Raw genomic sequence first — 19,798 nt, 5'->3', positions numbered from 1 at the left:
TTACTGGAGTGCGATCGTTGCTTTGATGGGCCCATGTCAATTCGTGGCACGTTCCTGGGCATCCTGGCCACCGCCCTGGCGCTCTCCGCGCTGCCGGCACCGAGCGCGTCCGCCGAGCGAGGGTGGGGCGCCCCGGTCCTGGTGGAGAACTTCGACGGCACCCGGGTCGACGGCCGTAAATGGGTCGTCTACCACTCCCCCAACGCCGAGACCAACCCGCGCACCGGGCGGGCCACGAGCGTGGGCGACGGCGTCCTGCGGCTCAAGGGCGGCATCGTGTCGGGCAGGGACCTGTCCGGTGGCATCGCGACCCGCTCGGCGCAACGGTACGGACGCTGGGAGGTGCGGCTGCGGGCCGAGCGCGGCGCCGGCTACACCCCGGTGGCCCTGCTTTGGCCGTCCGACCAGGGGGGCGGGGAGTACGCGGAGATCGACTTCGCCGAGATCATCGACCCGGCCCGCAGGTCGGGCGGGATCTTCGTGCACCGTGGCGACGAGCCCCAGGCGCAGCGGCGGATGAGGGCCGACTTCACCCGATGGCACACGGTCGCGGTGGACTGGCTGCCCGGACGGCTGACGTTCTGGCTGGACGGCAGGAAGGTGTGGGACTACCGGGGGCCGAACGTGCCGACGGGTCGTCCCATGCACCTGGCGCTGCAGAACGACGTGACGTGCAACGAGTGGTCGCCGTGCCGCAACCGTTCCACTCCGCCGACGGTCAGCATGTACGTGGACTGGGTGAAGATCTACCGGGCCGCCGTTTAGAGCAGGCGGATCGCCTTGAGGGCGAGGTGGACCAGCAGGCGGTTCTCACCGTCGGCGAGGTCGCGGCCGGTGAGCCGCTCGGCCTTGGCCAGCCGGTAGTAGAGCGTCTGGCGGTGCACGCCGAGCGCGGTGGCGGTCTCCTGGACGTGACCCGCGCGGTCGAGATAGCTCTCCACGGTCCTGACCAGTTCCGGGTCCCGGGCCAGCCCGGCGACCTCCTCCGCCAGTTCCCGCAGCCCGGCCTGGGACATGCGGGCGAGCAACCGGTAGACCCCCAGCCTCGACCAGGCGGCGACGGGCCCCAGCGCGGGTACCCGGCCGGCGACGCCGAGCGCGTGCACGGCCTCCCGCCAGCTCCGCCAGACCTGGGAGAGATCGTCTCGGGGGGCGCCGACACCCACCACCGTGCCGTACATGCCCTGGATCCGGCCCGCCAACTCCCTCGCCTGGCCGGCCGGGACCAGCAGCGCGACCAGCGACTCGTCCCCGGCGGGGAACGCCGGATCGGCGAGCACGCCGCGCGGGAGCGTCCAGAGGGCGGCGACCCGGTCCGGTGAGCTGCGGGCGGCGATCGCCGTCACCGGGCCGCGCACGTCCAGCCTGGACAGCGCCCAGGAACGCTCCTCGGTGTCGGAGGAGAACAGCCTCCGCAGGCTCGTTCCCATGTCCTGGCGGCTGCGGGCCTCCTGCGCGAGGGCCGCGGCGGCCCGGGAGACCAGATCGCCGACCGAGGCCAGGACGTCGTCGCCGAGCGTGCCGTCGTCGAGCAGCCACAGGTAGCCGTAGGCCACCTCGCGGTGCCGCAGCGGCACGCACACCCGGGCGAGCACTCCCAGGTCGGCGTCGGCGGGGATGCGCACCGGCCCGTGGGCGCCGGCGATGCCGTATCCCTCGAAGTAGGCCCGCACCTGGTCGGTCGCGCGGCGCCGCAGAATGGACTCCTGGCGCACCATGTCGATGTCACCGCTCTGCGCGGCATAGGCCAGGAGCTGGAACGAGCGGTCCTCCAGGGTGGCGGAGGCACCGAGCCTGGCGGCGATCTCGTCGACTGTCTCCTGTAACACCTCACCATTGTTGTACATGTGTATGAACACTCTTCCCGCCGGTCGTGGCAGATGCACATGACGGTCGGCCTGACCAGGGTTTTAGGGTGAAGACATGCTCGGTTCCCTCCTTCTCGGCGCATCCCGGTTACCGCTGGTACGGCGCGCGGTCTCCGGCGTACCCCTGACACGCAAGGTCGTCGACCGCTTCGTCGCGGGCGAGACGCCCCAGGACGCGGTCGAGGCGATCCGTCACCTCGCCGCCGCGGGCCTGGCCGTCAGCGTCGACCACCTGGGTGAGGAGACGAAGGACACCGCCGCCGCCGCACAGACGGCCAGGGCGTACGCCACCCTGCTCAGCCCCCTGGGCGAGCTGGGGCTCGGCGACCGCGCCGAGGTCTCGGTGAAGCTCTCGGCGGTCGGTCAGGCGCTGGGCGCCGACGGTGACAAGATCGCTTTGGAGAACGCGCGGCAGATCTGCGAGGCCGCCCGCGCCTGCGGGGCGAACGTGACCCTCGACATGGAGGACCACACCACCGTCGACTCCACGCTGGAGACGCTGCGGGCCCTGCGCGAGGACTTCCCCTCCGTCGGCGTCGCGGTGCAGTCCTACCTGTTCCGCAGCGAGGCCGACTGCCGCGACCTGGCGTATCAGGGCTCCCGGGTCCGCCTGGTCAAGGGCGCCTACGCCGAACCCGCCTCGGTGGCCCACCGGCACAAGAACGAGGTCGACCGGGCCTACGTGCGCTGCCTGCGCATTCTCATGTCGGGTGCCGGCTACCCGATGGTGGCGACGCACGACGACCGGCTGATCTCCATCACCGAGACGCTCGCCGACCGGTTTGGCCGCTCCCCCGGTGACTACGAGTACCAGATGCTCTACGGCATCAGGACGGACCGGCAGCAGGCGCTGGCGGGCGCCGGCCATGTCATGCGCGTCTACATCCCCTACGGCGACGACTGGTACGGCTACTTCATGCGCCGGCTGGCCGAGCGTCCGGCGAACATCGCCTTCTTTCTTCGTGCCCTTGGAGGCAAGTGATGGATGCCATCTCCGCAGTTCCCGCCCCGATCAACGAGCCGGTGCTCGGCTACGCGCCGGGCAGTGCCGAGCGCGCCGCGCTGGAGGACCGCGTCAAGGAGCTGGCCGGGGCCCAGCTGGATCTGACGATGACGATCGGCGGCGAGCAGCGGATGGGCGGCGGCGCCCCGATCGACGTGGTCCAGCCGCACAACCACGCCTCCGTGCTCGGCCGCACCGCCGACGCCACCGCCGGCGACGTACGCGCGGCGATCGACGCCGCGCTGCGGGCGGCGCCCGCGTGGCGCGCCATGCCGTTCGACGAGCGGGCCGCGATCTTCCTGCGGGCCGCCGACCTGCTGGCCGGCCCCTACCGGCAGACGCTGAACGGCGCGACGATCCTGGGCCAGTCCAAGTCCGCGCAGCAGGCGGAGATCGACTCGGCCTGCGAGCTGATCGACTTCCTGCGCTTCAACGTGGACTTCGCCCGCAGGCTCCTCAGCGACCAGCCGATCTCGTCGCCCGGCGTGTGGAACCGGATGGAGTACCGGCCGCTGGAGGGCTTCGTCCTGGCGATCACCCCGTTCAACTTCACGGCTATCGCCGGGAACCTGCCGTCGGCTCCGGCCCTGATGGGCAACGTGGTCGTCTGGAAGCCCTCCCCCACCCAGCAGTTCGCCGCGCACTTCACCATGCGCCTGCTGGAGGAGGCCGGGCTTCCGCCGGGCGTCATCAACATGGTGACCGGCAACGGCGCCGCCGTCTCCGAGGTCGCGACGACCCACCCCGACCTGGCGGGCATCCACTTCACCGGCTCCACGGCGACCTTCCAGCACCTGTGGTCCACGGTCGGCGCCAACATCACCTCATACCGGTCCTACCCGCGCCTGGTCGGCGAGACCGGCGGCAAGGACTTCGTGCTGGCCCACCCCTCCGCCGATCCCGGTGTGCTCACCACCGCGCTGGTCCGCGGCGCCTTCGAGTACCAGGGGCAGAAGTGCTCGGCCGCCTCCCGGGCCTACGTGCCGCGCTCGGTCTGGTCGGTGATCCGCGACGAACTGGTGGGCACGGCCGAGTCGCTGACCGTCGGCGACGTGGCCGCCGACCTGTCGACCTTCATGGGCGCGGTCATCGACGACCGGGCGTTCGCCAAGCACCGGGCCGCGATCGACCGGGCCCGCTCGCTCGACTCGATCAACGTGCTGACCGGCTCGTACGACGACTCGACCGGCTACTTCGTGCGGCCGACCATCCTGGAGTCGGCCGATCCCACCGACGAGATCTTCGTCAAGGAGTACTTCGGCCCGATCCTCGGCGTGCACGTCTACGACGACGCGGACTTCGACGCGGTGCTCGACCAGATGGAGGGCGTCTCCCCGTACGCGCTGACCGGATCGATCATCGCCCAGGACCGCTACGCGATCACCTCGGCGTCGGAGCGGCTGCGCTTCGCGGCGGGCAATTTCTACATCAACGACAAGCCGACCGGCGCGGTCGTCGGCCAGCAGCCCTTCGGCGGGGCCCGCGCCTCGGGCACCAATGACAAGGCCGGGTCGATGCTCAACCTGACCCGCTGGGTCAACGCCCGGACGATCAAGGAGACGTTCGTCCCGCCGACCGACCACCGCTACCCGCACATGGGCTGACATCCGGCGGGCTGGACGCGCCATCCCGGCCGGTCGTCCGTCCGCCCTGGCGGCGAGTCTTTCCGGCCAGGCCCGCACGGCGCATCAGCCGGCCCGTGCCCGTCGCGGATCCACGCCGACCTCGTACAGGTCGGCGTGGATCCGCGACGCACCGTGAACCCCAAGTGCGAATTCTCTCCGTCAGCGCCCGCTCGGCACGGGCGCGCGGCCCAGACGTGGTCAGGCCCGGCCCGGGTGCGCGGCCCGTCCCGGTTCGACTCCGGCGCAGGGTGTTCCTGAGCATCTTGCCGTGGTCGTTCTTCGGGAGGGCGTCGCCGCCACCGGCCGCCGATGACGCCTCAGCCCGCGAGAGCGGCGAGCAGTTCGTCCTTGGTCATGGAGCCGTAGCCCTCGACCTCCTTCTTCCTGGCCTGCTCGACCAGTTCCTCCTTGGTACGGCCCTTCGGCCGGGGCGGCTTGGCGAGTTCCCCGGCCTTGGCCCGGCTGAACACCCGGCCCATCTCGACCAGCTTGTCGGCGGAGATGGCCTTGGCCATGGCGGGGAGAATGTCGGTCTCCTCCTCCTCGACGTGGTGCTCGACCGCCTTGACCATCCGCTCCAGCACGGTCGTGAACTCCGGCCGGTCAGGGCCGGTCTCCATGAGGGTGGCCAGGAGCTCTTCCGCCTCGTGGTGTTCCTCGATCCCGTGGTGGACCTCACCGCGCTCACCGGGGTCGGCTTTGGCCAGTTCGGGGTAGACCTCGGCCTCTTCCGCGCGGGCGTGCGCGACGAACTTCGCGGCCAGCTCCGCCACCAGGGCCGGCCGGTTCTCCGGCTGTTTCCTCAGCTTCTCGAAGATCATCTCGACGTCACGGTGGTCGGCCATGATCATTTCAATGACGTTCTGGGGCATGTTCGTCTCCTCGGTCTCAGGTACGGGCCTTGGCGGACGCCCGGCGGTTGGCCTTCTTGATCGCCTCCACCAGCTCCGTCCTGCTCATGGAGGACCTCCCGGGCTATGTCCATACGCTTCGCGACGTCACAGAGGTACTGCTTGGAGGCAGCTCCAACAGCCCCTCGATCCGCCTCTAACCCGCCGTTGCCTCCTGAAACGTCCAGGCCCGGCCATGCCGAGCGCACGACCGGACCCCGGCAGGACTTCGGGTCCTCCCCCTGGGCGATCACCTTCACCACGATGTCGCGGCCGGCCGGCACGCCCTTGAGCCCACAGGTCGGCGACGAACCGGCATCCAGGCCGCGCGCCTTCTCGGCGGCCTCGGCGATGGTCTGGCCGGAGTTCACGCGTTGAGCGGGCTCGGGGGCCGGCGAGCGTTCGTTAGAGGACCAGCCGGCCGGGCACAGGGTGAAGATGCCAGACAAACCACATCAGACACCACCCGCACAGACGCAGAGCTACCCGGGCAGCAGCGGGGACATGGCCCCCGAACCCCGGGATGAGATGCGTGACTACGAAGGCCGTGATCTGCTCAAGGGACGTAAGGCCCTGATCACCGGAGGCGACTCGGGAATCGGTCGGGCCGTCGCGATCGCCTTCGCCAAGGAGGGAGCCGACGTCGCGATCGCCTACCTGAGCGAGCACGAGGACGCCGAGCACACCCGCAAGCTGGTCGAGCAGGAGGGGCGGCGCTGCGTGCTGCTGCCCGGCGACCTCGGGCGGGCCGCCCACTGCGCCGACGTGGTCGACCGGACCTTCCGCGAGCTGGGCGGGCTCGACCTGCTGGTCAACAACGTCGCCTACCAGCAGCCGGTCGCCTCGCTCGACGAACTGGACGACGAGCAGTGGGAACACACCTTCGCGGTCAACATCCACAGCTACTTCCGGGTCACCAAGGCGGCCCTGCGGCACATGGGTGAGGGATCGGCGATCGTCAACACCTCGTCGATCAACGGCCTGCGCGGCAACAAGACGCTGATCGACTACGCCGCCACCAAGGGCGCGATCAACGCTTTCACCCAGTCGATGGCGCAGAACCTGGTCGACAGGGGCATCCGGGTCAACGCGGTCGCACCCGGGCCGGTGTGGACACCGCTGATCCCGGCCACCTTCCCGGAGGAGAAGGTCGAGGAGTTCGGTAAGCAGGTGCCGATGAAACGAGCCGCCGACCCGGACGAGATCGCGCCGTCCTACGTATTCTTCGCGTCCGGTCGCCTTTCGTCCTACTACACGGGTGAGGTGCTCGCACCTATCGGCGGCGAGACCCTCCCGGGCTGACATGCCCGAGCTGCGGCCCAGTGACCCCGCAGAACCCGGCATCACCCGCCGCCGGGGACGGTCCTTCTCGTACGCCCACCCCGACGGCCGCCCGGTGAAGGACAAGCGCGTCCTCGACCGGATCAGGGCGCTGGCCCTTCCCCCCGGCCTGGCGGGAGGTGTGGATCTGCCGTGACCCCACCGGCCACATCCAGGCCGCCGGCACCGACGCGGCCGGCCGCCGCCAGTATCGCTACCACGACGTCTGGCGCGCGGAACAGGACCGGGCCAAGTTCGAGCGGGTCGGAGAACTGGCCGAACGGCTGCCCGATTTCCGCGAGAAGGTTCAGGCCGACCTGGAGCAGAAGGGCCTGACCAGGGATCGCGTGCTGGCCGCCGCCGCCCGGATGCTCGACGTCGGCCTGTTCCGGGTTGGCGGCGAGGTCTACGAGTCCTTCGGTCTGGCCACCCTCCGCATGGAACATGTCATCTGTTCGGCAAGCCGGGTCGTGTTCTCCTATCCGGCCAAGGGCGGCATACCTCGCGAGGTCGAGATCACCGATCCCGGCGTGTGCAAGGTCGTCACCGCCCTGCGCAAGGCGGGTGACGAGGGCGAGCTGCTCCGCTACGAACACGACGGGACCTGGGTCGATGTCAAGAGTGACGACATCAACGCCTACCTGCGGGACCGCTTCGACACCGAGGTCAGCGCGAAGGATTTCCGGACCTGGCACGCCACCGTGTACGCCGCCGTCGGCTTGGCCGTCTCGAAACGGGTCCGCACCCGGACCGGCCGCCGCAAGGCGATCACCCGGGTGATGAAGGAGGTGGCCGAGTATCTCGGCAACACCCCGGCGGTCGCCCGCGCCTCGTACGTGGATCCGCGGGTGATCGCCGCGTACGAGAAAGGAAAGACCATCGAGCGTGCCCTCGCCGCCCTGGGCGAAGGCGGCGGCCCGGCCACGCACGGCGCCGCCGAACGCGCGGTCGTCGTCCTGCTCAAGTGCGCGGCCCGATGACGGCCGGCGGGGTGAGGGTCAGGAGACAGCGGGGCCGCCGTTCACCGGCCGTCGGCCCCGCACAGGAAGCAGGCACCGAGCCGGAGCGACGACGCGGGGCGGCCGGTGGGGGGCCGGCGATCACCTGGCTCAGCGTGGTTCGCCGCCGATCTCGTCTCCGCGAAGCCACTCGTCGATCAGCCCGCCGTACTCGCGCAGCGGCTCCGGGCTGAGCAGGCGCTGATGCGACGCGGCCACCGGGTGCAGCCGGATGTCACCGCTCACGTACGACCTCCAGGTGTCCTTCGTCAGCGTGTACCGCGGATCCTCGTGCTCGGCCGCGATGATCAGCGTGTCCACGGCCACCGCCTCGTGCCGGTACCGGCCCCCGATCCGGATGTTGTTGATCATGACACGGAACGAGGCGGCGAGCAGATCCTCATCGAGCGAGGCGAGTGCCGTGTTGCGGGAGCGCAGGATCCGCACGAACTCGTCGTGGCGCAGGGTGCGGTCCGCGTACTCGGCGGTGTCGATCTCGAACGCCCCGAGCATGTCGAGGTAGAGGCGCGAGATCTCCACCTCGGCCACCTTCTCGATGACGTCGTCGCCCAGTGGGCGCGCCGGGAACGCGTCGATCAGGATGAGCGATTCGACCCGCCGGCCGGCCTGTTCCAGCCGGGCCGCCATCGCGTGCGCGACGACGCCCCCGAACGACCAGCCCAGCAGGCGGTAGGGCCCCTCCGGCCACACCTTGAGGATCTGGCTTACGTACTCGGCGGCCATCTCCTCGATCGAGGCGGGCAGTGATTCCCCGCCCCGCAGGCCGCGGGCCTGCAGGCCGTACACCGGAACCTCCGGGTCGATGTGCCACAGGAGCGACGCGTAGGGCCAGCTGAGACCGCTCCCGGAATGCACGCAGAAGAGTGGTGCGCGGCGGCCGGCGGCGCGGAGGGGGAGCAGGACGCCGAACGTCCGTTCCTGCGGATCCAGGGCGAGGCGTTGCGCCAGGCCCGCCACGGTCGGGGTCTCGAACAGCGCCCGGATCGGCACCTCAGCCCCCAGAACCGCGCGGATACGGCTGACCAGGCGAGTCGCCAGCAGCGAGTGCCCGCCCAGGTCAAAGAAGCCGTCGTCGACGCTGACCCGGGGCAGTTCCAGAACCTCGGCGTAGAGGCCGCAGAGCAGCTCTTCCTGCGGGGTCCGCGGACCGCGGCCGTCGGTGGTGGCGGGGAACCCCGGGTCGGGCAGGGCCCTGCGATCGAGCTTTCCGTTGACGGTCAGCGGCAACCCCCCCACAGCGGTGACCACGGCCGGGACCAGGTAATCCGGCAGCAACCGCGCCACATACTCCCGCACCCCCGCCGAGTCACCCACCACATAAGCGACCAGACGGCCCCCACGCACCACCACCGCCGCGTCCCGCACCCCCTCATGACCACGAAGCACGGCCTCGACCTCACCCGGCTCGACCCGGAACCCGCGCACCTTCACCTGCTCATCGGCACGACCCCGGAACTCCAGCTCACCATCGGCGTTCCACCGGGCCAGATCCCCCGTGCGATACATCCGCGACCCGGCGGGACCGTAGGGATCGGCCACGAACCGCTCGCCCGTCAGACCCGGCCGGTTGAGATAGCCCCGGGCCACCCCCGCACCGGCCGCGTACAACTCCCCCACCACACCCGTCGGCACCGGACGCAAACCCTCATCCAGCACATACACCCGGGTGCCGAGCACCGGACGACCGATCGGCACCCCACCACCCGGCTGCAGTGGCACCGACATCGACACGCACACCGTCGACTCCGTCGGCCCGTAGGCGTTCACCATCCGCCGGCCCGGCGCCCACCGCTCCACCAGCTCCGGGCCGCACGCCTCACCCGCGACCACCAGCGTCATCAGATCCGCCGGCTCCACCACCGGAACCGTCGCCAGCACCGCCGGCGGCAACGTCGCATGGCTGACCCGCTCCCGCACCAGCAGGTCGGCCAGCTCCGCACCCGCCAACCGCCCCGGCGGCGGCACCACCAGCGTCGCCCCGGAGGCCAGCGCCACGATCTCCCACACCCACGCGTCGAAGCTCGGGGAGGAGAACTGCAGCATCCGCGCCCCCGGTCCCACCCCCAGCCGCTCCGCCTGCGCCGACGCCAACGCCGCCAGCCCCCGATGCGAGACCAGCACGCCCTTGGGGACGCCGGTCGACCCGGAGGTGTAGATCACGTACGCCGCCCGGGTCAGCGGCCCGCCGGCCGCGCGCGGCAACGCCGGATGTGCCGACACGTCCGGAAGGGTGTCCCGCAGCACCAGCGCCGGGGCCGCGTCGGCCAGCATGAACTCCTGCCGTGGTGGCGGATAGGCCGGATCCACCGGCACGAACACGCCGCCCGCCTTGGTCACGGCCAGCACCGCGACCACCAGTTCCACCGAGCGCGGCAGCACCAGCGCCACCCGCGACTCCGGCCGCACCCCCCCGCTCGCTCAGCCACTGCGCGAGCCGGTCCGACCACCCGTCAAGCTCCCGGTACGACACCGAGCGGCCGTCGGAGACGACGGCCGCCGCATCAGGGTCCCGAGCCACCGAGGCGGCGAACAACTCCCCCAGCGACGCGCCCGCCAGGAGATCCCCGGTGGACATGTCGTCGATCGAGATCCTTGTCACGGCAGCCGCCCCTCGTCTCGCCGGCACGGCCCGGTGCGGGTGGTCCTGTCGGCCTGGATGCTCTGGACGACCAGATGGCCGTACTCGGCCGCATGGGCGGGTCCCGGTGACGGCGTAGCCGGCGGGCCGAGGACGAGCAGGGGCATGACGCGCCTCACAAGCACCTTCGTTTCATGGTCGGCGGAATACCATGAACGGCGGCGGTCCTCGCCGTCGCAAGTGCGCACCACGGTGCCGGACGGAGCTGGGAACCGGCTTGCAACCGACTGGGAAAGCCGGCGGGGCACCGGGAACCTGTCCCGGTACCCCGCCGGTGTGCCGGTCATCGGTAGGCGGGCATCCCGGTGATCGCCTCGCCGAGGACCAGGGTGTGGATCTCGTGCGTGCCCTCGTAGGTGGAGACCGACTCCAGGTTGGTCATGTGCCGGATCACCGGGTACTCCAGCGTGATCCCGTTCGCGCCGAGACAGCCGCGCGCCTCGCGCGCGACGTCGAGGGCCTGCCGGACGTTGTCCAGCTTGCCGAAGCTCACCTGGGCCGGCACCAGCCTCCCCGCGTCCTTGAGCCGTCCCAGGTGAACCGCCAGCAGGGTCGACCGGTTGACGCTGACCGCCATCTCGGCCAGCTTCCGCTGCACCAGCTGGAACCCGGCCACCGGCTTGCCGAACTGCGTGCGGGAGAGGCTGTACTCCACGGCCGCCTCGTAGCACGCCCGTGCCGCGCCGGCCGCGCCGAACAGGATCCCGAACCTCGCCTCGTTCAGGCAGGACAACGGGCCCTTCAGCCCCACGACGCCGGGCAGCACCGCGTCCCCGGGCAGCCGCACGTCCTCCATCACCAGTTCGGAGGTCACCGAGGCCCGCATGGAGAGCTTCCCGTGCACGTCCCGGGTGCTGAACCCCGGCGTGTCGGTGGGGACCACGAAGCCCCGCACGCCCTCCTCCGCCCGGGCCCACACCACGGCCACATCCGCGATGCCGCCGTTGGTGATCCACATCTTGGTCCCGTTGAGAACCCAGTCGGAACCGTCCCGGCGGGCCGTCGTCCGCATGCTGCCCGGGTCGCTGCCGGAGTCCGGCTCGGTCAGCCCGAAGCACCCGATGGCCTCCCCCGCCGCCATCCGCGGCAGCCAGGTCTCCCGCTGCTCCTCCGATCCGTAGGCGCGAATCGGGAACATCGCCAGGGACCCCTGCACGGACACGAAGCTGCGCAGGCCGCTGTCACCCGCCTCCACCTCCAGGCAGGCCAGGCCGTAGGAGACCGCGTTGGTGCCGGCGCAGCCGTAGCCGTCCAGGTGCATGCCGAGCAGCCCCAGGGAGCCGAGCTCCTTGGCGATCTCGCGCGGGAACACCCCTCTCTCGTACCAGTCGCCGATCTCCGGCAACACCCGCTCCCTGACGAAACGGCGAACCGTGTCGCGGATCTCCCTCTCCTCGGTGTCGAGCAGCGAGTCGACGTCGAGGAAGTCGTACGGATCAAGTCCGGCGGAACGCTTGTTCACTTCGTGCCTCACATGTTGCCAGGTCGGGACGCGTCGATCCGCGCGACACCTCGGTCGATCACCACGGTCCCGTCCGCACGGACGGTCTGGAACATCACGTCGGCCCCGTCCAGCCACAGGCGGACCTCCAGGGCCTCCCCGGGGACGACGATGCCGCGGAACCGGCCGCCGATGGCGGTGAGCAGATCCGGATCGCCGCCGCAGGCGGCCGCCACGACGGCCCTGCCGGTGAAGCCGTACGTGCACATCCCGTGCAGGATCGGCCGGTCGAACCCGCCGCGGGCCGCGAACGCGGGATCCGAGTGCAGGGGGTTGCGGTCACCGGTCAGGCGGTACAGCAGCGCCTGTTCCGGGCGGGTCCGGTAGCGCACGACCTCGTCCGGAGAACGTGTCGGCTGCTTCCAGTCGTCGGCGGACCCCCGGGGGCCGCCGAAGCCTCCCGCGCCCCGGATGAAGGCGGCCGACCGGGTGGAGAACATCGGCGCGCCGGAGGTGGGATCGACCGCGCGGACGCCGGTCCACACGATCGCCCCGCTACCCTTGTCATGGATCGCCAGCACTTCGGCGGTCAGTCTCGCCCGGCCGGAGACGGCCAGCGGGGCCGCCAGCTCCAGGTGCTGCTCGGCGTGGAGCAGCCGGGCCCTGTCGTACGAACCGATGTCCGGCCTGGAGACCCGCTGGCCGAGCAGCGCGCCGAAGGTCGGCAGCACCCGCTGGCGCAGGTTCTCGCTGTTCTCCGTGGTCACCGAGAGCTCGGCGCCCGGATCCTGCCCGGCGCCGATCGAGACGGCGTAGAGCAGCGCCTCGTCGGATCCCCAGGAGACGTCCACCGGCTCGCCGGTCCGGCCGACCGAATCGAGGTCGAGGGCCATGTCAGGCTCCGTCCAGCTGGGGCAGCCGGGGGTTCCGCACGGACTGGGCCAGCAGCTTGCGGACCGCTCCGTCGATCTCCTCGGCGTGCCACAGCCGGGGCAGCTCCGCGGTGGGGCCGACGTTCCAGCCCTCGTACACGCTGAGCAGTCCTCCGCTGGACCCGAAGACCTGCCCGGTGACACCGGCGGACCGCTCGCTGCCCAGCCAGGCGACCAGCGGCGAGATGGCGGCCGGGTCGTAGGGGTCGAAGTCCCCCTCGGGCTCGGCCATCAGCCCCTCGGTCATCCGGGTGCGCGCTCCGGGAGCGACCGCGTTGACGGTGATCCCGTACGGAGCGAGTTCCATGGCCGCGATCACGGTGAAACCGGCGATGCCCGCCTTGGCCGCCCCGTAGTTGGTCTGGCCGATGTTACCGAGCAGGCCGGACGAGGACGAGGTGTTGACCAGGCGCGCGGACAGCTTCTCGCCCGCCTTGGCGCGCGCCTTCCAGTACCGGGCGGCGGCGCGGGACGGCGCGAAGGTCCCCTTCAGGTGGACCCTGATGACGTCGTCCCACTCCTCCTCGGTCATGTTGGTCAGCGTGCGGTCACGCACGATGCCGGCGTTGTTCACCAGCACGTCCAGGGTGCCGAACCGGTCGACGGCGGTCTGCACCATGGCCTCGGCCGAGGCCATGTCGGCGATGTCGCCGTGGTCGGCGACGGCCTCGCCGCCCATCGCCTCGATCTCCGCGACGACCGCGTCCGCCGGCGTGCGCGAGCCACCCGCGCCGCCGCGCTCGACACCCCGGTCGTTGACGACCACCTTGGCGCCCTGGCGGGCGAACTCCAGCGCGTGGAAGCGGCCGATGCCGTTGCCCGCACCGGTCACGATCACCACGCGTCCCTCACACAACCGCGACATCCGTCCTCCTGTTCACATGTTCCGACAATCGTGTTTCGACAACGGGGTGGCGCCTCAGGCGGCTGCGACCTCTTCCGCGCCGAGCACCAGGACGCCCGCGCTCATGAAAGAGCCGCCGTTGCCCAGCACGACGCTGGTCCGCACCCCGTCCACCTGGGCCGCGGCCTCCCCGCGTACCTGGCGTACGGACTCGCAGATGGCGAACATGCCGTACATCCCGGTGTGCGTGTACGCGAGACCGCCGCCGTTGGTGTTCATCGGAAGTCGTCCGCCGGGGGCCGTGTGCCCCTCCTCGACGAATCCGAAGGACTCCCCTCGGCCGACGAAGCCCAGATCCTCCAGCCCGTACAGCGGGACGTGCGCGAAGGCGTCGTAGATCATCAGATGGTCCACCTCGGAGTGCGAGACCCCGGCCTCCGCGAACGCCGCGCGGCCGGCGTCCCGGAACGCACGGGACGACGTCAGGTCCGCCATCTGCGAGATGGCCGACGACTCTCCCGCCTCACCGGCACCCAGCAGGTACACGGGAGGTTTCGGCCCGTCGGCGGCCCGTGCCGCGGAGGTGACCACCACCGCGGCGCCGCCATCGGTGACCAGGCAGCACTCCAGCAGGTGGAGCGGGTAGGAGATCATCTTGGAGGACAGCACGTCGTCGACGGTGATCTCGTCCCGCAGCTTCGCCCGCGGGTTGAGGGCGGCCCACTTCCGCTGGACGACCGGCACCATCGCCAGTTGTTCCGGCGTCATGCCGTACTGCTTCATGTAGCGCAGCACCCCGATGGGGAACGTCGACGGCGCGAAGACGCCGCCGTAGGGCACCTCGAACTGCCCGCGCATCGACTGCGGCGCGGGGGCCCACGGCTGCATGCCGACGCGGGACCTGCCGGACTCGCCGTGGGTGATCAGGACCGTCTCGCAGAGCCCGGCCGTGATCGCGGCGGCGGCGTGCCGGACGTGCAGCATGAACGACGTCCCGCCGACCATCGTCCCGTCCAGGTAGGAGGGGTTGATGCCCAGGTAGTTGGCGACGTCCAGCGGGCTCTCTCCCGCACAGGCCACCCCGTCGACATCCGCGACGCCGAGCCCCGCGTCGCGCAGCGCGGCCAGCCCGGACTCGGCGTGCAGCTGCAGCGCGGACTTGTCGGGGATGCGCCCGAGCTGCTCGGACTCGGCTGCTCCGACGATCGCGACCCTGCCTCGGATGCTCATCGGCCACCGCCCGCCGGCTGGAACTTCGGAACGGCGACGTCACCGTGCTTGTCGAAGACGACCTCGAGGTCCATGTCGAGGACGAGGTGCTCCGGGTCGTTGGGAACCCCGACGATGTTGGACATGAGTCTTGGACCCTCCTCAAGCTCCACCACCGCCACGGCGTACGGCCCCTCGCTCTCGAAACCGGGCGACGGCCGGTGGGCGATCAGGTAGGAGTGCAGTTTTCCCCTGCCGGTTGCGGTGAACCACTCGATGTCCGACGAGGAGCAGAAGGGACAGACCGAGCGCGGGTAGAGGAACGCCTTGCCGCACGGGACGCATCGTGGCAGCCGCAGCTCACCGGCCGCGGCGCCGTCCCAGTACGGCCGGGTCTCGGGGGTGGGCTTCGGCGCCTGCTTCCCCTCGTTGCGGGCCACCTCAGACCCCCACCCGGACGGCGAGCTGCTCGCGGTGCAGGTCGGAGTCTCCGAAAAGGTGCTGGGAGGCCTTCGCCCTCTTGAAGTAGAGGTGGGCGTCGTGCTCCCAGGTGTAGCCGATCCCGCCGAGTACCTGGATCATCTCTCCGGTGATGGCCGTGTAGGCGTCCGAGCAGACCGCCTTCGCCACGGAGGTCGCGACGGGCAGGTCCTCCGCGTCGTCGGCGACCGCGGCCGCCGCGTAGTACGCCGCGGAGCGCGCCGCCTCCAGGTCGAGCAGCATGTCGGCGCACTTGAACTTGATGGCCTGGAAGCTGCCGATGGGGACGCCGAACTGCTCGCGGACCTTGGCGTACTCCACCGCCACCTCCAGGGACCGCGCGGCACCGCCCACCTGCTCGCAGGCCAGGCCGGCGGCCGCGATGCCGAGGGTCGCGTCCAGCACCTGCCGGGCGCGGGCCCCCAGGGCGACAGCCCGGCCGCGGGCGTCGGCGAACGTCACCGTCGCCAGCCGCCGGGTCATGTCCAGCACGGGTACGTCCTCGGCGACGACGCCCGCCTCGCGGGTGTCCACGGCGAGCAGCACGGTCTCGCCCTCCTCGCCACCCGCGACCGAGGCCAGGACGAGGAGCAGGTCCGCCTGGACTCCGTCCATCACGAACGACTTGGTCCCGGTGACCCGCCAGCCCTCGCCGTCGCGTACCGCGCTCACCCGGGGGCGCGCGGCCCGCCAGTCCCCGTCCGCCTCGACGTGGGCCAGGCTCGCGACCGCGTCGCCGGCGGCGATGCGGGGCAGCCAGTCGCGGCGCAGTTCCTCGTCGTCGCCGAGCAGCAGGGCGTTGGCCGCCACGATCACGGTGGACAGGTAGGGCGAGCGCAGCAGCACCCGGCCCATCTCCTCCAGCACCACCGACTGCTCGCGGAAGCCGTAGCCCGCGCCGCCGTACTCCTCGGGAATCGCCATCGCGTGCAGTCCGAGGCTCTCCGCCATCAGCTTCCAGAGCCCCGCGTCGTAGGGCTCCTCGGACTCCAACTCCGCCCGCAGCCTGTCGGTGCTCGCGTGCTCGGTGAGCAGGCGACGCACACCGGCGCGCAGTTCCTCCTGCTCGGCCGTGAATCCAAGCCTCATTGCCGTCTCCTTATGCTTCCTGGTGAGTGTCACGCCGGCCTGCCGACCACGAGGGCGTCGAGGGCCTCGACCACCGTCCCGTCGACCCGCATCGGGTTGACCTCCACTGAATCCCAGCCGTCACCCCAGCCGAGTGCCGCGTCCGTCAATGCCAGGACCGCCGCGACCACGGCGTCGACGTCGCCGGCCGCACGGCCTCGTACTCCCCGTAGCAGCGCCGCCCCCCGGAGCCCGCCGAGCATCTCGGTGACGTCTCGCGCGCTGACCGGCAGTGGCCGTATCGCCACGTCCGCCAGTACCTCTACCAGCACGCCGCCGAACCCGAGGACGAGAACGGGTCCCCAGACGGGGTCGCGGTTGATGCCGACGATCAGCTCGACGCCACCGGGGCGGAAGGGCGCGACGAGCACGCCGTCCAGGCGCGCCTCCGGCACCCGGGCGGTTACCGTCGCCATCAGGCCGGTGTACGCCTCGGCCACCGCGTCGTCACCCTCCACGTCGAGGACGACGCCACCGACATCGGACTTGTGGGCGATGTCCGGTGAGCAGATCTTCAACACCACCCGGCCGCCGAGCAGCCGTGCGGCCTGCACCGCGCCGGCCGCGTCCGAGACGAGGCGGTAGGGCATCACCGGCACGCCGTGGCCACCCAGCAACTCCAGCGCCCGCGCCTCCGACAGCGGGCCCTCCGACAGCGGCCCTTCCGACAGCGGCACCTCCGCCAGAGGTGCGGACGACGTCGGCCGGTCGGCGGCGCCGGTCCGCTCCTTCCCGCGCAGCCGTTCTCTGCCGGCCGTGTAGCGCATCGCGTTGGCGACGGCGCGCAACCCGACCTCGACCCCCGGCAATCTGACGAGGTCGAGTTCCGCGAACAGCTCCCGGGCGAAGTCGCTGAGCCCGACGCCCACCTCGTCCTGGAGCAGCACCGGGACGTCGAGCCCCTTGACGGTGTCCGCGATCGCCGCGAAGTGGGCGCGGGTGAGGTCGGGGTCGGCGGGTTGCTCGGGGGGCGCGACGAACGCCTGGAACAGCAGCAGGTCGTAGTGCTCCGCCCCGGTCCTGCCCATGACGGCGGCCGCGTCCACCGGCAGTCTCGGGTTCACCGTCGCGTAACCGGTGACATCGAGGGGGTTCTGCACGTGGGAGAAGGCCGGCAGCAGGGAGCGGAGCTCCTCCAGCGCCTCGGGTGGCAGCCTCGGCAGGGTCATCCCCTCGTCGGCGGCCTTGTCCGCCACCAGCTCGCAGCTTCCGCCGGACGCCGAGACCACACCGAGGCGGCCGCCGCGCGGCCGCACCCCGCGGGAGAGCAGCTCGGTCGTCGCGACGAACTCCTCCATCGAGGAGACCTCGACCACGCCGAGCTCCCGCAGCACCGCGGACGTCACCGCGGAGTCTCCGGCCAGCGCTCCGGTGTGCGACATCGCCGCCTGCCGGGCCACCTCACTGCGCCCGACCGGGAGCACCACGACCGGCCGGTCGAGTTCGAGCGCGCGCTCCGCCAGCGCCCGGAAGCCCTCGGCGTCCCTGAACGCCTCGAGGAACAGGCCGATCGCCCCGGTCTCCTCGCTCTCGACGAGGTACCGCGCCACATCGGTGGACGAGAGCGTGGCCTCGTTCCCGGTGCCCGCCAGCATGCCGACCCCCACGCCCCAGGCTCTGGCGAGGGAGAGCAGCGGCTTCATCAGGCCGCCCGACTGCAGGACGAACGAGGCGCCGCCGGGGTCGGGCAGGTTCGGCAGCGCGAGGCCGAACGGTACGACCTGGTGCCGCACGTCCACGTAACCACTGCCGTTCGGTCCCAGCAGGTGGATACCGGTCTCCCGCACCGCCGCGGCGAGCTCGCGCTGCAGCGCCCGGCCGTCGTCCGTCTCCCCGAATCCCGCGGTGAGCACGACGGCGCCGCCGATCCCGTTCGCGGCCGCCTCCCGCAGGAGGTCGGGAACGGTGTCGCGCGGGGACATGATGTAGGCCAGGTCGACCGGTTCCCCCACCGCGCTGAGGGAGGCCGCCGCCGTGACGCCGTGCACGGTCGCCCGTGAGGGGCTGACGCAGTGCACCGCGATCCCCGGCGAGTAGCGGCGCAGGTTCTCGAAGGCGTTGACCGACCACATGGAACGTTCCGTCGCACCGACGAGGGCGACCGACCGCGGCCGGAAGAGCGTGCCCAGGTCCGGCGTCGCCCGCGCCGCCTCCGACCGCGCGCCGCCGGTCACGTTGTCGAGGATCGCCACGCTAGGACGACCTTGGCAGGCCGAGCACGCGTTCGGCGACGATCCGGCGCTGCACCTCGCTCGTTCCCGCGAAGATCGTCTCAGCGCGGCTGGTGAGGAACGTCTTCTGCCAGCGCCCCACCCGGTAGCCGTCGCCAGAGGGGCGCACCAGCGCCTCCGCGCCCTCGATGTCGATGGCGATCTCGCCCAGCCTCCGGTGGTACTCGCTCCAGACCAGCTTGGTCAGCGACGCCTCGGCGCCCAGTTCCTCGCCGGAGGCGAGCGTGGCGAGGACTCGCTGGCCGGTGGCCTTCATGACGTGCACCTGGCAGTAGGCCCAGGCCAGTTTCTGGCGGATGAGCGGGTCGGAGTCCCGGCCGAGTTCCCTGGCCCGTTCGACCAGGGCCTCCCACTCCTTCTCGTACTCCAGGTGCTGGACGGCGGCCACCGCGCCGCGCTCGCTGCCGAGGGTGGTCATCGCGGACCGCCACCCGTTGTTGAGGCCCCCGATGACGTTGAACAACGGAGCTCGGGCGCCGTCGATGTACTCCTGGGAGAACGCGTCCTCACCCGACATGGTGATCAGCGGCCGCACCGTGATCCCGTTGTCCCGCATCGGGACGAGCACGTAGGAGATGCCCTTGTGCTTGGGGGCGTGCGGGTCGGTCCGGCACAGCAGGAACAGCGTGTCGGCGAGATGTGCCCGGGATGTCCAGATCTTCTGCCCGGTGATGACGATCTCGTCACCCTCCACGACTCCCTGGGTGGCGACGGCGGCCAGGTCCGAGCCCGCGTCGGGCTCGGAGAAACCCTGGCAGTACCTGTCCTCGCCGCTGACGACACGCGGCAGGAAGTACGCCTTCTGCTCGGGGGTGCCGTGCGCGAGGATGGCCGGACCGGCGAGGCGCTCCCCCATCCCCCGGGTCACCCGCGGCATGTCCGCACGTGCGAACTCCTCGGCGAGAACGGCCATCTCCAGGTCGTCCAGTCCACGGCCGCCGTACTCCACGGGCCAGTGCGGACAGACCAACCGGGCTTCCAGCGACGCCTTCTCCCAGGCGAGGAAGTCCTCGTAGAGCGGTGACCCGGGGTTCCGCCAGGCCTCGCGCTCCAGTTCGTACTCGCCCTTCGACGCGAGTGCCGGCCGCCGATGCTCGTTCAACCACTGTCGCAGTTCGGCGCGGAAGTCCTCGAGCCGTTTATCGCCGAAGTCGGTCGTCATCCAATCCT

18 protein-coding genes are annotated in these 19,798 nt (G+C 71.1%); 6 read left to right on the top strand and 12 right to left on the bottom strand.

Annotation, left to right across the window (positions count from 1 at the left end; all coding sequences use genetic code 11):
* Positions 1 to 33 precede the first annotated feature (33 nt).
* Complete coding sequence (locus AB0J58_RS05540) at positions 34 to 765, top strand: glycoside hydrolase family 16 protein (protein ID WP_364210643.1); 732 nt, start codon at positions 34 to 36, stop codon at positions 763 to 765.
* Here AB0J58_RS05540 and AB0J58_RS05535 read toward each other — a convergent pair.
* Positions 762 to 1,829 carry a helix-turn-helix domain-containing protein gene (locus AB0J58_RS05535; protein WP_364210640.1) on the bottom strand — a complete coding sequence of 356 codons (1,068 nt, stop codon included), beginning with the start codon at positions 1,827 to 1,829 and terminating at the stop codon, positions 762 to 764. The genes AB0J58_RS05540 and AB0J58_RS05535 overlap by 4 nt on opposite strands.
* Positions 1,830 to 1,923: 94 nt before the next feature.
* Here AB0J58_RS05535 and AB0J58_RS05530 point away from each other — a divergent pair, with 94 nt between their 5' ends.
* Both AB0J58_RS05530 and pruA read left to right on the top strand, forming a co-directional pair.
* The gene (locus AB0J58_RS05530) at positions 1,924 to 2,850 is read left to right on the top strand and encodes a proline dehydrogenase family protein (protein WP_364210637.1); all 927 of its coding nucleotides are present in this window, start codon (positions 1,924 to 1,926) and stop codon (positions 2,848 to 2,850) included.
* Positions 2,850 to 4,475: an L-glutamate gamma-semialdehyde dehydrogenase gene (gene pruA, locus AB0J58_RS05525; protein WP_364210634.1), complete on the top strand. Its 1,626-nt coding sequence runs from the start codon at positions 2,850 to 2,852 to the stop codon at positions 4,473 to 4,475. Before AB0J58_RS05530 ends, pruA begins: the two co-directional genes overlap by 1 nt.
* Before the next feature lie 338 nt (positions 4,476 to 4,813).
* Here the strand turns inward: pruA and AB0J58_RS05520 are convergent, their stop codons facing one another.
* Positions 4,814 to 5,368, bottom strand: coding sequence for a hemerythrin domain-containing protein (locus AB0J58_RS05520; RefSeq protein ID WP_364210631.1), 555 nt, complete (start codon positions 5,366 to 5,368; stop codon positions 4,814 to 4,816).
* Between the two features lie 456 nt (positions 5,369 to 5,824).
* Between AB0J58_RS05520 and AB0J58_RS05515 the strand changes: the two genes are divergently transcribed.
* From AB0J58_RS05515 to AB0J58_RS05505, 3 genes are read left to right on the top strand one after another with little or no spacing between them, the layout of a single operon-like run.
* Positions 5,825 to 6,688 carry an SDR family oxidoreductase gene (locus AB0J58_RS05515; RefSeq protein ID WP_364210628.1) on the top strand — a complete coding sequence of 288 codons (864 nt, stop codon included), beginning with the start codon at positions 5,825 to 5,827 and terminating at the stop codon, positions 6,686 to 6,688.
* A gap of 1 nt (position 6,689) precedes the next feature.
* Complete coding sequence (locus AB0J58_RS05510) at positions 6,690 to 6,863, top strand: hypothetical protein (RefSeq protein ID WP_364210625.1); 174 nt, start codon at positions 6,690 to 6,692, stop codon at positions 6,861 to 6,863.
* Positions 6,847 to 7,686 (top strand): DNA topoisomerase IB, encoded by an 840-nt coding sequence (locus AB0J58_RS05505; RefSeq protein WP_364210622.1) that lies wholly within the window; start codon positions 6,847 to 6,849, stop codon positions 7,684 to 7,686. The genes AB0J58_RS05510 and AB0J58_RS05505 overlap by 17 nt, the downstream gene beginning before the upstream one ends.
* A 129-nt stretch (positions 7,687 to 7,815) precedes the next feature.
* Here AB0J58_RS05505 and AB0J58_RS05500 read toward each other — a convergent pair whose 3' ends face one another.
* From AB0J58_RS05500 to AB0J58_RS05455, 10 genes are all read right to left on the bottom strand, one after another.
* On the bottom strand, positions 7,816 to 10,131 hold the full coding sequence (locus tag AB0J58_RS05500) for an amino acid adenylation domain-containing protein (protein ID WP_364210619.1): 2,316 nt from the start codon (positions 10,129 to 10,131) through the stop codon (positions 7,816 to 7,818).
* Between the two features lie 189 nt (positions 10,132 to 10,320).
* Positions 10,321 to 10,470, bottom strand: coding sequence for a hypothetical protein (locus AB0J58_RS05495; RefSeq protein ID WP_343963855.1), 150 nt, complete (start codon positions 10,468 to 10,470; stop codon positions 10,321 to 10,323).
* Positions 10,471 to 10,646: 176 nt separating this feature from the next.
* Positions 10,647 to 11,825 (bottom strand): acyl-CoA dehydrogenase family protein, encoded by a 1,179-nt coding sequence (locus AB0J58_RS05490; protein ID WP_364210616.1) that lies wholly within the window; start codon positions 11,823 to 11,825, stop codon positions 10,647 to 10,649.
* Positions 11,826 to 11,833: 8 nt separating this feature from the next.
* Positions 11,834 to 12,697 carry a MaoC/PaaZ C-terminal domain-containing protein gene (locus AB0J58_RS05485; RefSeq protein ID WP_364210613.1) on the bottom strand — a complete coding sequence of 288 codons (864 nt, stop codon included), beginning with the start codon at positions 12,695 to 12,697 and terminating at the stop codon, positions 11,834 to 11,836.
* Position 12,698: 1 nt separating this feature from the next.
* Complete coding sequence (locus AB0J58_RS05480; protein ID WP_364210610.1) at positions 12,699 to 13,601, bottom strand: SDR family oxidoreductase; 903 nt, start codon at positions 13,599 to 13,601, stop codon at positions 12,699 to 12,701.
* Between the two features lie 54 nt (positions 13,602 to 13,655).
* On the bottom strand, positions 13,656 to 14,810 hold the full coding sequence (locus AB0J58_RS05475; RefSeq protein WP_364210608.1) for a thiolase: 1,155 nt from the start codon (positions 14,808 to 14,810) through the stop codon (positions 13,656 to 13,658).
* Positions 14,807 to 15,229 (bottom strand): Zn-ribbon domain-containing OB-fold protein, encoded by a 423-nt coding sequence (locus AB0J58_RS05470; RefSeq protein ID WP_364210605.1) that lies wholly within the window; start codon positions 15,227 to 15,229, stop codon positions 14,807 to 14,809. Before AB0J58_RS05470 ends, AB0J58_RS05475 begins: the two co-directional genes overlap by 4 nt.
* 1 nt (position 15,230) lies before the next feature.
* The gene (locus tag AB0J58_RS05465; RefSeq protein ID WP_364210602.1) at positions 15,231 to 16,358 is read right to left on the bottom strand and encodes an acyl-CoA dehydrogenase family protein; all 1,128 of its coding nucleotides are present in this window, start codon (positions 16,356 to 16,358) and stop codon (positions 15,231 to 15,233) included.
* Positions 16,359 to 16,387: 29 nt separating this feature from the next.
* Positions 16,388 to 18,589, bottom strand: a complete 2,202-nt coding sequence (locus AB0J58_RS05460) for an acetate--CoA ligase family protein (protein WP_364210599.1) — start codon at positions 18,587 to 18,589, stop codon at positions 16,388 to 16,390.
* 1 nt (position 18,590) lies between these two features.
* Entirely contained in the window at positions 18,591 to 19,790 is a 1,200-nt protein-coding gene (locus AB0J58_RS05455; RefSeq protein WP_364210597.1) for an acyl-CoA dehydrogenase family protein, read from the bottom strand.
* Positions 19,791 to 19,798: the final 8 nt, after the last annotated feature.

It is taken from the genome of Streptosporangium sp. NPDC049644 (assembly GCF_040675205.1).
Taxonomy (GTDB): Bacteria; Actinomycetota; Actinomycetes; order Streptosporangiales; family Streptosporangiaceae; genus Streptosporangium; species Streptosporangium fukuiense.
The sequence above is the reverse complement of the archived record's forward strand: the minus strand, read 5'-3'. Positions and strand labels throughout refer to the sequence as shown.